This is a genomic window from Streptomyces sp. NPDC017202 (assembly GCF_044331705.1).
In the GTDB taxonomy this organism is placed as follows: domain Bacteria; phylum Actinomycetota; class Actinomycetes; order Streptomycetales; family Streptomycetaceae; genus Streptomyces.
Genome location: NZ_JBIRNP010000026.1, coordinates 25,291 through 37,470, shown reverse-complemented (window position 1 = coordinate 37,470; position 12,180 = coordinate 25,291). Strand labels below are relative to the sequence as shown.

Genomic DNA, 12,180 nt, shown 5'->3' with positions numbered 1-12,180 from the left:
GCGCGGGGGCGGGCGTTGCGCCGGCCGCGGGAGCCGGGTGTCGACGGCGCGGCGGGGCCGGGCCTGTGTCCGCCGGGCGGCGCCTGCGTCCGCCGGGCCCGGCCCATGTGTGCCGGGGCCTGGCCCATGTGCGCCGGGCCCGGCCCATGTGCGCCGGGCCCGGCCTATGTCGCCGTGGGAGTCCGCGGGCCCGCCGGACGGGTCTCGGTGTCGCGCTGGGGCGGCAGCCGTGCGTCCGAGGCGTCCGGGGCCCCGGCGCCCAGGCCCTCCACCCGGGCCCGCAGCGCGCGCGTCTCCTCCTGGAGGGCGAGGTAGCGCTGGTGGGCGTCGTAGAGGTAGCGGACCTTGGTGCGCAGGGCCAGCGGGTCGACCGGTTTCATGACCAGGTCGGCCACGCCGAGGCCGAAGGCGGTGGCGGTCAGTTCCTGGTCGGGGCCGAAGCCGGTGAGGAGGATGACGGGGATGTGCTGGGTCTGTTCGAGGCGCCGCAGGTAGCGGACCACGTCCAGGCCGCTGACGCCGGGCATCCGCACGTCGAGGACGAGGAGGCCGACCCGGCCTCGCAGCACCTGCTTGAGGGCCTCGTCGCCGCTGGTGGCGCGCGTTATCCGGTGGCCCAGCGGGGCCAGGACGTTCTCCAGCGCGTACAGCGTGTCCTGGTGGTCGTCCACGATCAGGATCCTGGCATCCGGCGGCATGACCGACGTCCCTCCCGCGATGGGACCACCAGCTTATGCCCGAACCCTGACGCGCCGTGTCCGTCGGCTGACGCCCGGTGCCCGCCGGGGCGTACGCGGTGCCGTCCGCGCCGGGTCCCGGTCCGCCGCGGACGGGGGCCGTTCGTGGAGGTCAGGCGCCGTTGACGGCGTCCTCGGCGATGCGCTCGTGGTGGCGGATCACCTCGGCGATGATGAAGTTGAGAAGTTTCTCGGCGAACGCCGGGTCGAGCTTGGCGCTCTCGGCGAGGGCGCGCAGGCGGGCGATCTGGCGGGCCTCGCGGGCCGGGTCGGCGGCCGGCAGCTGGTGGCGGGCCTTGAGGTGGCCGACCTGCTGGGTGGCCTTGAAGCGCTCGGCGAGCATGTGGATGACGGCCGCGTCGATGTTGTCGATGCTGTCGCGCAGCCGGGCGAGTTCCTCGTGGACGGCGGGGTCGACGTCACCGGTTCCGGTGTTGCTGGTGGTCATGGGCGTTCACCCTAGTGCGTCGCGGTCCGGGGCCGGCGGCCGCGGGACCACGGTCGCCGGGGCCCTCGCCCGGTGCGCGCCCCGGTTCTCCCCCGGTTCCCGCCGGGGCCGCTTGCGGCGGTTGCTCGTACAGTGGAAGCGGGTGCACGGCGTCTTGGGGGTACGGGCGTGGCGAACGGCGGACCGGTCGAGCACGGTTATCCCCACCTGGACACGGTGCGGGACGCCGTCACCGCGCTGTACCGGCGGCTGTCGTACGACACCGTCCACCAGTTCCCCGTCAGCGTGGCCCCCGCGGACGTCGCGTTCTGCGACACCGACGACCTGCATCTCGGGGCGCAGCGGGTGGCGCGGGAGCTGGTGCGGCACTTCCGCCTGCCGGACGCCCGGGTGATCGTCGGCTTCCGGGAGATGCAGCACGCCGCCGACGTCGAACTGACGGCGGGGCCCGAGTACTTCATCGAGCTGAACGACCGGTTCCGCACCCACCGGCGGGACATCGGCGCGGCCCTGGCGCACGAGATCATGCACGTCTTCCTGCACCGCGTGGACCTGGCGTTCCCCGGCACGCGTGACAACGAGATCCTCACGGACACGGCCACCGCCTATCTGGGGGCGGGGTGGCTGCTGCTCGACGCCTACCGGGAGGACGCGGTCTCCTCGCAGAAGCTGGGGTACCTGACGCCGGAGGAGTTCGGGTACGTGCTGGCCAAGCGGGCGCTGGTCTTCGGCGAGGACCCGTCGACGTGGTTCACCAGTGCGCAGGCGTACACGGCGTACGTCGAGGGGCGGGAGCGGGCCCGCCTCGACGGACGGCAGCCGCCGTTGACGGCCGCGGGGTGGGCGGGGCGGCGGCGCTACGCGCGTGACCGGCGGCACGCGCGGGACACTCCGGTGCCGGCCGTCTCGCCGGCCGCTCCGTACGCCTTCGTGCCGGACGGGCAGGGGCCGCTGCGGGTGACGTTCCCGTGTCCCACCTGTCTGCAGCGGATCAGGGTGCCGGTGCGGGGGCGGGTGCGGGCGCGGTGCGGGCTCTGCCGGACGGTGCTGGAGTGCGACACCTGAGGCGCCCGGCCGTGGGCGGCGCGATCGGCTGCACCGCGGAGCACGGTCTGTCGCCGTGGCGCACCGAGGTCCGTGCCCCGCGCACCGCCCGGGGGCACCCGGCGGGAGTGCGGTGCGGCTCAGACGTCCCGGACGCCGTGCGGCTCAGACGTCCCGGACGCCGTGCGGCTCAGCGGCCGGGGCCGACGATCCCCCGCGCCCGCGCCGCCACCAGCCACTTGGGGAACTCGCCGACCAGACGGTCGTACAGCTCCGCGTCCGGCATCCTGCGCGGATCGGCGCCCGCGTGGAAGAAACCGGCGTTGTCGACGACCCGTTTTCCCGGCACGGGCAGCTCGTCGAGCCTGCGCAGGAAGTCGAACTGCTTGCTGTCCTTGTCCCCGAAGCCGATGAACTGCCAGAACAGCGGCAGGGTGGAGGCCTTGCACAGATGGCGTTCGGCGGCGAGCTTGTTGATCGGCCCGCCGTCGGTCTGGAAGACGACGAGGGCGGGCTCGCGCGAGCCGCTGTCGAGGTGGTGGTCGATGACGGCATCCATCGCCAGGTGGTAGCTGGTCCTGCCCATGTGCCCGAGACCGGCCACGATCCGCTCCACCCGCCCCTGGTGGTCGGCGAGCGCGATGTCGGTGACGGCGTCCACGTCGGTGGAGAAGAACACCACCGGCACCCGCCCGTCGTCGTCGAGGTGCGCCGAGAGCCCCAGCACCCGGTCGGCGAGCGCCTGCACGCTGCCGTCCCGGTAGTACGGCTTCATCGACCCCGAGTAGTCCACGACGAGGTAGACGGCGGCCCGCTGCCCGTCCAGGCCGTGCTTCGCGAGGGACACCCCGGCGCTCTTGTACAGGCTGACCAGCGCGGGTGCCGTCTCCTGGACCTTGCTGAGACTGATCGCGACCATGGGCCACACCTTCCCACACCGGGACGTGCGGCGGCGCCTGCCCGGTCGTCCGGTCGGGGACAGTGGGGCAGACGCCGTCTCGGGGGGTGTCCGGGGGCGGTGCCCCGGACCTCCCGCCCGTACGCCTTTGTACGGGACGCTTGGTGACGGTCCGTCAGGCGGAGCGTGGGACGATCCGCCGGCCGGTCCGTCGGGGACTGGACCGTCAGACCATCAGGGACCGGTCGGTCGGCCGGATCGGGGCCGGCAGTTCGCTGGCGCCGGTCAGGAAGCGGTCGACGCCGCGGGCGGCCGAGCGGCCCTCCGCGATCGCCCACACGATGAGGGACTGGCCGCGGCCGGCGTCACCGGCGACGTACACGCCCGGCACGTTGGTCCGGAAGTCGGCGTCGCGGGCGATGTTGCCGCGCTCGTCCAGCTCCAGGCCGAACTGCTCCACGAGGCCGTTCTCGCGGTCGGTGCCGGTGAAGCCCATCGCGAGGGTGACCAGCTGGGCGGGGATCTTGCGCTCCGTGCCCGGCTTCTGGGTCAGCCTGCCCTCGACGAACTCGACCTCGGTGAGGTGCAGCCACTGGACGTTGCCGTCCTCGTCGCCCTCGAAGTGGGTGGTGGAGACGGAGTAGACCCGCTCGCCGCCCTCCTCGTGCGCGCTGGTGACCTTGTAGAGCATCGGGAACGTCGGCCACGGCTGGGCGACCGGGTTCCGCTCCTCGCCGGGGCGGGGCATGATCTCCAGCTGCGTGACCGAGGCCGCGCCCTGGCGGTGGGCGGTGCCCACGCAGTCGGCGCCGGTGTCGCCACCGCCGATGACCACGACGTGCTTGCCCTCGGCCGAGATGGGGGGCGCCACGAAGTCGCCCTCCTGCACCTTGTTGGCCAGCGGCAGGTACTCCATGGCCTGGTGGACGCCCTTGAGTTCGCGGCCGGGGACCGGCAGATCACGGGCGGTCGTGGCGCCGGCGGCGATGACGACGGCGTCGTAGCGCTTCTTCAGGTCCGTGGCCTTGAGGTCGCGGCCGATCTCGATGCCCGTGCGGAAGCGGGTGCCCTCCGCGCGCATCTGCTCGATACGGCGGTTGATGTGCCGCTTCTCCATCTTGAACTCGGGGATGCCGTACCGCAGGAGGCCTCCGATGCGGTCCGCGCGCTCGTAGACGGCGACGGTGTGACCCGCCCGGGTCAGCTGCTGGGCGGCGGCCAGGCCCGCCGGGCCCGAGCCGATGACCGCGACCGTCTTGCCGGACAGCCGCTCGGGGATCTGCGGGGCGACGTCACCGGTCTCCCACGCCTTGTCGATGATCGAGACCTCGACGTTCTTGATGGTGACCGGCGGCTGGTTGATGCCGAGCACGCACGCCGACTCGCACGGGGCGGGGCACAGCCGGCCCGTGAACTCCGGGAAGTTGTTCGTGGCGTGCAGGCGCTCGGAGGCCGCCGACCAGTCCTCGCGGTAGGCGAAGTCGTTCCACTCGGGGATCAGGTTCCCCAGCGGACAGCCGTTGTGGCAGAACGGGATGCCGCAGTCCATGCACCGGCTGGCCTGCTTGCCGATGATCGGCAGCAGCGAGCCGGGGACGTAGACCTCGTTCCAGTCCCTGACGCGCTCCTCGACGGGGCGGGACCTGGCGACCTCGCGGCCGTGGTTGAGAAAGCCCTTGGGATCAGCCATTGGTCGCCGCCTCCATCATCTTCTCGGTGATCTCGGTCTCGGAGAGACCGGCTCGCTCGGCGGCGTCCTTGGCGGCGAGCACTGCCTTGTACGTGCTGGGGATGATCTTGCTGAAGCGCTCCACGGAGACGTCCCAGTCGGCGAGCAGCTTCTCGGCGACCGTCGAGCCGGTCTCCTCGGCGTGGCGGCGCACCACGTCGTGCAGCCACGCCTTGTCGGTGTCGTCGAGCGCCTCGACGGCGCCGAGGTTGCCGGCGTTGACGTTGTCGCGGTTCAGGTCGATCACGTAGGCGACGCCGCCGGACATGCCGGCCGCGAAGTTGCGGCCCGTCTCGCCGAGGACCACCGCGTGACCGCCGGTCATGTACTCGCAGCCGTGGTCGCCCACGCCCTCGGAGACGACCGTCGCGCCGGAGTTGCGGACGCAGAACCGCTCGCCCGTCCGGCCGCGCAGGAAGAGCTCGCCGCCGGTCGCGCCGTAGGCGATGGTGTTGCCCGCGATCGTCGAGTACTCGGCGAGGTGGTCGGCGCCCCGGTCCGGGCGGACGACGATCCGGCCGCCGGAGAGGCCCTTGCCGACGTAGTCGTTGGCGTCGCCCTCCAGGCGCAGCGTGACTCCGCGCGGGAGGAAGGCGCCGAAGGACTGGCCGGCCGAGCCGGTGAAGGTGATGTCGATGGTGTCGTCGGGCAGGCCCGCGCCACCGAACTTCTTCGTCACCTCGTGGCCGAGCATGGTGCCGACCGTGCGGTTGATGTTGCGGATCGCGACCTGGGCGCGCACCGGGTGGGCGTCGGCCTGGGAGTCCGCGGCCAGCGCGTCGGCGGCGAGCCTGATCAGCTCGTTGTCGAGCGCCTTCTCCAGACCGTGGTCCTGCTCGACGACCTGGTGGAGCGAGGCGCCCTCGGGCAGCGCCGGCACGTGGAACAGCGGCTCCAGGTTCAGGCCCTGGGCCTTCCAGTGGTCGACGGCGCGCTCGACGTCGAGGACCTCGGCGTGACCGACGGCCTCCTCGATCGAGCGGAAGCCCAGCTCGGCCAGCAGCTCGCGGACCTCCTGCGCGATGAACGTGAAGAAGTTCACCACGTACTCGGCCTTGCCGTTGAACCGGTCGCGCAGCACCGGGTTCTGGGTGGCGATGCCGACCGGGCAGGTGTCCAGGTGGCAGACGCGCATCATGACGCAGCCGGAGACGACGAGCGGCGCGGTGGCGAAACCGAACTCCTCGGCGCCGAGCAGCGCGGCGATGACCACGTCGCGGCCGGTCTTGAGCTGGCCGTCGGTCTGCACGACGATGCGGTCGCGCAGGCCGTTGAGCAGCAGGGTCTGCTGGGTCTCGGCGAGGCCCAGCTCCCAGGGGCCGCCCGCGTGCTTGAGGGAGGTCAGAGGGGAGGCGCCCGTGCCGCCGTCGTGGCCGGAGATGAGGACGACGTCCGCGTGGGCCTTGGAGACACCGGCGGCGACCGTGCCGACGCCGACCTCGGAGACCAGCTTCACGTGGATGCGGGCCTGCGGGTTGGCGTTCTTGAGGTCGTGGATGAGCTGGGCCAGGTCCTCGATGGAGTAGATGTCGTGGTGCGGCGGCGGGGAGATCAGGCCGACGCCCGGCGTCGAGTGACGCGTCTTTGCGACCCACGGGTAGACCTTGTGGCCGGGCAGCTGGCCGCCCTCGCCGGGCTTGGCGCCCTGGGCCATCTTGATCTGGATGTCGTCCGCGTTGACCAGGTACTCGGAGGTGACGCCGAAGCGGCCGGAGGCGACCTGCTTGATCGACGAACGCCGCGCCGGGTCGTACAGACGGTCCGCGTCCTCGCCGCCCTCACCGGTGTTGGACTTGCCGCCCAGCTGGTTCATGGCGATGGCGAGGGTCTCGTGCGCCTCCTTGGAGATGGAGCCGTACGACATGGCGCCGGTGGAGAAGCGCTTGACGATCTCGCTGACCGGCTCGACCTCGTCGAGGGGGATCGGCTGCCGGCCGGAGCTGAAGCCGAACAGTCCGCGCAGCGTCATGAGGCGCTCGGACTGCTCGTTCACGCGGTCCGTGTACTTCTTGAAGATGTCGTAGCGGCCCGCGCGCGTGGAGTGCTGGAGGCGGAAGACCGTCTCCGGGTCGAACAGGTGCGGTTCGCCCTCGCGGCGCCACTGGTACTCGCCGCCTATGTCCAGCGCGCGGTGGGCCGGCGCGATGCCGCTGGCCGGGTAGGCCTTGGCGTGGCGGGCGGCGACCTCCTTGGCGACGACGTCGATGCCGACGCCGCCGATCTTGGTGGCGGTGCCGTTGAAGTACTTCGCGACGAAGGCGTCGTCGAGGCCGACGGCCTCGAACACCTGGGCGCCGCGGTAGGAGGCGACGGTCGAGATGCCCATCTTGGACATGACCTTCAGGACGCCCTTGCCGAGGGCGTAGATCAGGTTGCGGATCGCCTGCTCGGGCTCCATGCCGTCCAGGAAGGTGCCGGCGCGCAGCAGGTCCTCGACGGACTCCATCGCCAGGTACGGGTTGACGGCGGCGGCGCCGAAGCCGATCAGCAGGGCGACGTGGTGCACCTCGCGGACGTCGCCGGCCTCCACCAGCAGGCCCACCTGGGTGCGCTGCTTGGTGCGGATGAGGTGGTGGTGGACGGCCGCGGTGAGCAGCAGCGACGGGATGGGCGCGTGCTCGGCGTCGGAGTGGCGGTCGGACAGCACGATGAGGCGGGCGCCGTTGGCGATGGCCTCGTCGGCCTCGGCGCAGATCTCCTCGATCCGCGCGGCCAGCGCGTCGCCGCCGCCGTGCACCCGGTACAGGCCGGAGAGGGTGGCGGCCTTGAAGCCGGGCATGTCGCCGTCGGCGTTGATGTGGATGAGCTTGGCCAGCTCGTCGTTGTCGATCACCGGGAAGGGCAGCACGACGGAGCGGCAGGACGCGGCGCTCGGGTCGAGCAGGTTGCCCTGCGGGCCGAGCGAGGAGCGCAGGGAGGTGACCAGTTCCTCGCGGATCGCGTCCAGCGGCGGGTTGGTGACCTGCGCGAACAGCTGGGTGAAGTAGTCGAAGAGCAGGCGCGGGCGCGACGACAGCGCGGCGATCGGCGAGTCGGTGCCCATGGAGCCGATCGGCTCGGCGGCCGACTTGGCCATCGGCGCGAGCAGGATGCGCAGCTCCTCCTCGGTGTAGCCGAAGGTCTGCTGGCGGCGGGTGACCGAGGCGTGGGTGTGCACGATGTGCTCGCGCTCGGGCAGGTCGCTCAGCTCGATCTCGCCGGCTTCCAGCCACTCCGCGTAGGGGTTCTCGGCGGCGAGCTGGGCCTTGATCTCGTCGTCCTCGATGATGCGGTGCTCGGCGGTGTCGACGAGGAACATCCGGCCGGGCTGGAGGCGGCCCTTGCGGACGACCTTCGCCGGGTCGATGTCGAGGACGCCGACCTCGGAGCCGAGGACGACGAGGCCGTCGTCGGTGACCCAGTAGCGGCCGGGGCGCAGACCGTTGCGGTCGAGGACCGCGCCGACCTGGACGCCGTCGGTGAAGGTGACGCAGGCGGGACCGTCCCAGGGCTCCATCAGGTTGGAGTGGAACTGGTAGAAGGCGCGGCGGGCCGGGTCCATGGAGTCGTGGTTCTCCCACGCCTCCGGGATCATCATCAGCACGGAGTGCGGCAGCGAGCGGCCACCGAGGTGGAGCAGCTCGAGCACCTCGTCGAAGGAGGCCGAGTCGGAGGCGTCCGGCGTGCAGATGGGGAAGACGCGGTCGATGCGCCCCTGGTCCCCGCTGTGCCCGTTGCCGGCGGAGCCGAACGCGTCGGAGGCGAGCTGGGACTCGCGGGCCGCCATCCAGTTGCGGTTGCCCTTGACGGTGTTGATCTCACCGTTGTGCGCGACGAAGCGGTACGGGTGGGCGAGCGGCCACGACGGGAAGGTGTTCGTCGAGAAGCGCGAGTGGACGAGCGACACGGCCGAGGCGAAGCGGCGGTCGGACAGGTCCGGGAAGAAGGGTTCGAGCTGGCCGGTGGTCAGCATGCCCTTGTAGACGATGGTCCGCGCGGACAGCGAGGGGAAGTAGACGCCGGCCTCGCGCTCGGCGCGCTTGCGCAGCACGAAGGCGCGGCGGTCGAGGTCGATGCCCTTCGAGGCGCCGTCGGTGACGAAGATCTGCCGGAAGGCGGGCATCGTCGAGCGGGCGGTGGCGCCGAGGAGCTCGGGGGCGACCGGGACCTCGCGCCAGCCGAGGACGGTGAGGCCCTCTTCGGCGGCGATCGTCTCGATGCGCGAGACGGCGTCCGTCAGGCCGTCCTGCGGCAGGAAGGCGATGCCGACGGCGTAACCGCCGGCCTCGGGCAGCTCGAATCCGGTGACCTCGCGCAGGAACGCGTCGGGGACCTGGGTGAGGATGCCCGCGCCGTCGCCGGAGTCGGGCTCGGAGCCGGTGGCACCACGGTGCTCGAGGTTGCGCAGAACGGTCAGCGCCTGCTCGACCAGCGTGTGGCTCGCCTCGCCGGTGAGGTTGGCCACGAAGCCGACGCCGCAGGCGTCGTGCTCGTTGCGGGGGTCGTACATACCCTGCGCAGCAGGGCGAGCATCCATGAAGGACCAGTTCTGGCCATTCGCGGAATGCTGGGACGGCTGGCGCGGCGTACGCATCGGCTCTCCCGTCGTCGTCTCAAGTGGCATGTCTGCTGGCGAAGGGACGACGTTGGCCCTCTGCGTAAGTGCAAAATTTCGTGCAGGTTACATGATGGAGCGGTTCTCGGGAACCGGATACTCCGTTCCAACATGCGGACGCCGTGGGGGTGGCGGCGGGGTGCCGCACGAGCGGCTGAAAGTGTGTGGGGGGACTTGACCGGACACCATCGGTCGGACCGGTGCCCGTCAGTCCGCAGGGGGGGCGGAGGGGGTCGTACCCCGCTCCGCGGGTGCGCCGCGGGCGTCATTGCCCACAGCGCTTACGGCTCATGCCCGGTGGTCAAGCGCGCGAAACCAGCGGGTAACGACTACTTATACGGCCCATCGCATAAGTAGCATCCGATCTATCCTACGGCCGTTCCGAAGAAACTGCCCAGGGCGTACGTCACACCGGCCGCCGCACCACCGAGGGCGAGCTGCCGCAGCCCGCTGTACCACCAGGTCCGCGCGGTCACCCTGGCCACCACCGCACCGCACAGGAACAGCCCGAGCAGCGCGAGCAGGACGGCCGGCCAGAGCACGGTCGCGCCCAGCAGGTAGGGCAGGACGGGCAGCAGGGCGCCCAGCGCGAAGGCGCCGAAGCTGGAGACGGCGGCGACCAGCGGCGAGGGCAGGTCGAAGGGGTCGATGCCCAGTTCCTCGCGGGCGTGTATCTCCAGCGCCTGCTCGGGGTCGCGCGACAGCTGCGAGGCGACCTGCCGGGCGAGCTCCGGCTCGACGCCGCGGGACTCGTAGAGCGCGGCCAGTTCGGCCTCCTCGTCCTTCGGGTGCTTCCTCAGCTCGCGCCGCTCGACGTCGAGTTCGGCCTCGACGAGTTCGCGCTGCGAGGCGACGGAGGTGTACTCTCCGGCGGCCATCGAGAAGGCGCCGGCGGCGAGACCCGCGAGCCCGGTGAGCACGATGGTCTGCCGCTCGACCGCCCCGCCGGCGACGCCGGTCATCAGGGCGAGGTTGGAGACGAGGCCGTCCATCGCACCGAAGACGGCCGGCCGCAGCCAGCCGCCGTTCACGTCCCGGTGGGTGTGGTTGTCCCGGTGCGCCTCGTGCAGCGCCGCCTCGTTCTCGATGAGAGCCATGCCGATCTCCAGCCGTACGTCTCCGCGCCGCCCGGCGTGACCCCCGGACAGCCCTCTTTGGACTCATTCCATATTTTGACAACGCTGAGAATACGCCCGCCCTTCCCTCCTCGCCAGCAAGGAAAGGCTCCGCTAACCTGCGGCTTTACCCTGGATCGCTCATTCGATCGGGAGCGTGCACAGATGTCGACCGGGTGACATGGCGGCTCGGGAGGCTCAGGTCAACCGCCGACGGTGGGACACATCCGCAAAGGGCTCCGCACCCCTGCGCGGCCCCCGGAGGGAAGGCCCCGTATGGCATCGATCGCCTGCATGCCCCCGGTCCCGGCGCCCGAGGACGCCACCGGCCTCCGCGACCGGGCCCGCGGCGCACTGCTCGGCCTGGCCGTGGGAGACGCCCTCGGCGCACCGGCCGAGAACCTCAAACCGTCCGAGATCCGCGCCCGCTGGGGCCGGGTCACGGGCTACGTCACCGACCACCCGGCAGGCACCGACGACACCGAGTACGCGATCTTCTCGGGCCTCCTGCTGGCCCGGCACGGCTCCGCGCTGACCCCCGCCGACGTGGAGGCGGCCTGGCACCGGTGGATCACCGGCCGCCACGAGGGCCCCTTCCGCGGGGCGGGCTTCAGCGAACGCGGCACCCTGGAGAACCTCCGCCGGGGCCTGGCCGCCCCCGTCTCCGCCCAGCACCGGCACGCCTGGAGCGACGGCCTCGCGATGCGCGCGGCCCCCTTCGGCGTCTTCGCCGCGGGCCGCCCGGCCGAGGCCGCCCGCCTGGTCGCCGTCGACGGCTCGGTCAGCCACGACGGCGAGGGCATCTACGGCGGCCAGGCGGTCGCGGCGGGCGTCGCGGCCGCGATGGCGGGAGCGCCGACGGTCGCCGTGGTCGCCGCCGCCCTGGCCGTGATCCCCGACGACTCCTGGACGGCCCGCTCCCTGCGCCGCGCGGTCGCGGTCGCCCACCGCGGCGAACGCGCCGTCCGCTCCGCCGTCGTCATCGGCGGCTACCCCTGGACCGACCTGGCCCCCGAGGCGGTCGCCCTCGCCTTCGGCGCGTACGCGGCGGCCGACGGCGACTTCGCCCGGTCCGTCCTCACGGCCGTCAACATGGGCCGCGACGCCGACACGACGGCCGCGGTGGCGGGCGCCCTGGCCGGCGCCGGCCAGGGCGTCTCGGCGATCCCCCCGGCCTGGGCGGCCGCCATCGGCCCGGCCCTCGGCAGCTGCCTCCCCTCGGTCCGCGGCCACCACGTCCTGGACGTGGCCGACCTCCTGGCTCCGGCGGCCACCTCATGAGGCCGCCGGGCCCGTGGGACGAGGGGGCGGCGGGCGGCCCGGTGGCCCTGGCGCCGCCCGCGGACGCCGCCACCGCCGGCGGCACGGCCACGGCGGAGCCGCCCGCACCCGCGGCCGCCGACGCGGTGGACATCACCGGCCGCACCACCCCGGCGGAGCCGCTCGCACCCGCCGGCGACGGCGAACCCGCCACGCCCCGCACCGCCCCGACGAGGCCGACCAGGCCCGCGACCACCGACGACGGCGACGGCGACGGCGACGACGGGAGCGCCGGCGCCGGTGCCGATGCCGACATCGACGCCCCGGACGCCACCGACCCCACCGACCCCACCGA

8 protein-coding genes are annotated in these 12,180 nt (G+C 72.5%); 2 read left to right on the top strand and 6 right to left on the bottom strand.

The features are described 5' to 3' along the window. Positions 1–164 precede the first annotated feature (164 nt). Both ACH4N1_RS31575 and ACH4N1_RS31570 read right to left on the bottom strand, forming a co-directional pair. Positions 165–698, bottom strand: a complete 534-nt coding sequence (locus ACH4N1_RS31575) for a two-component system response regulator (RefSeq protein ID WP_398103047.1) — start codon at positions 696–698, stop codon at positions 165–167. 151 nt (positions 699–849) lie between these two features. Beyond that, complete coding sequence (locus ACH4N1_RS31570) at positions 850–1,185, bottom strand: chorismate mutase (RefSeq protein WP_363087286.1); 336 nt, start codon at positions 1,183–1,185, stop codon at positions 850–852. Positions 1,186–1,353: 168 nt separating this feature from the next. Here ACH4N1_RS31570 and ACH4N1_RS31565 point away from each other — a divergent pair, with 168 nt between their 5' ends. After that, a complete protein-coding gene (locus tag ACH4N1_RS31565; RefSeq protein ID WP_398103044.1) occupies positions 1,354–2,250 on the top strand; it encodes a hypothetical protein in 897 nt (298 codons plus the stop codon). Positions 2,251–2,419: 169 nt separating this feature from the next. Here ACH4N1_RS31565 and ACH4N1_RS31560 read toward each other — a convergent pair whose 3' ends face one another. From ACH4N1_RS31560 to ACH4N1_RS31545, 4 genes are all read right to left on the bottom strand, one after another. Then, positions 2,420–3,148, bottom strand: coding sequence for a vWA domain-containing protein (locus ACH4N1_RS31560; RefSeq protein WP_398103041.1), 729 nt, complete (start codon positions 3,146–3,148; stop codon positions 2,420–2,422). A 205-nt stretch (positions 3,149–3,353) separates the two neighbouring features. Next, positions 3,354–4,817, bottom strand: coding sequence for a glutamate synthase subunit beta (locus ACH4N1_RS31555; protein WP_398103038.1), 1,464 nt, complete (start codon positions 4,815–4,817; stop codon positions 3,354–3,356). Further along, a complete protein-coding gene (gene gltB / locus ACH4N1_RS31550; protein WP_398103035.1) occupies positions 4,810–9,429 on the bottom strand; it encodes a glutamate synthase large subunit in 4,620 nt (1,539 codons plus the stop codon). Before gltB ends, ACH4N1_RS31555 begins: the two co-directional genes overlap by 8 nt. A gap of 386 nt (positions 9,430–9,815) precedes the next feature. Next, a complete protein-coding gene (locus tag ACH4N1_RS31545; protein WP_398103032.1) occupies positions 9,816–10,547 on the bottom strand; it encodes a VIT1/CCC1 transporter family protein in 732 nt (243 codons plus the stop codon). 294 nt (positions 10,548–10,841) lie between these two features. On the opposite strand from ACH4N1_RS31545, the gene ACH4N1_RS31540 reads away from it, so the two are divergent. After that, positions 10,842–11,846, top strand: a complete 1,005-nt coding sequence (locus ACH4N1_RS31540) for an ADP-ribosylglycohydrolase family protein (RefSeq protein ID WP_398103029.1) — start codon at positions 10,842–10,844, stop codon at positions 11,844–11,846. The last annotated feature ends 334 nt before the right edge of the window (positions 11,847–12,180 follow it).

Coding starts and splice junctions, on each gene's coding strand:
- ACH4N1_RS31575 (WP_398103047.1), bottom strand. CDS start 698: ATGCCGCCGGATGCCAGGATCCTGATCGTGGACGACCACCAGGACACG.
- ACH4N1_RS31570 (WP_363087286.1), bottom strand. CDS start 1,185: ATGACCACCAGCAACACCGGAACCGGTGACGTCGACCCCGCCGTCCAC.
- ACH4N1_RS31560 (WP_398103041.1), bottom strand. CDS start 3,148: ATGGTCGCGATCAGTCTCAGCAAGGTCCAGGAGACGGCACCCGCGCTG.
- ACH4N1_RS31555 (WP_398103038.1), bottom strand. CDS start 4,817: ATGGCTGATCCCAAGGGCTTTCTCAACCACGGCCGCGAGGTCGCCAGG.
- gltB (WP_398103035.1), bottom strand. CDS start 9,429: ATGCGTACGCCGCGCCAGCCGTCCCAGCATTCCGCGAATGGCCAGAAC.
- ACH4N1_RS31545 (WP_398103032.1), bottom strand. CDS start 10,547: ATGGCTCTCATCGAGAACGAGGCGGCGCTGCACGAGGCGCACCGGGAC.
- ACH4N1_RS31540 (WP_398103029.1), top strand. CDS start 10,842: ATGGCATCGATCGCCTGCATGCCCCCGGTCCCGGCGCCCGAGGACGCC.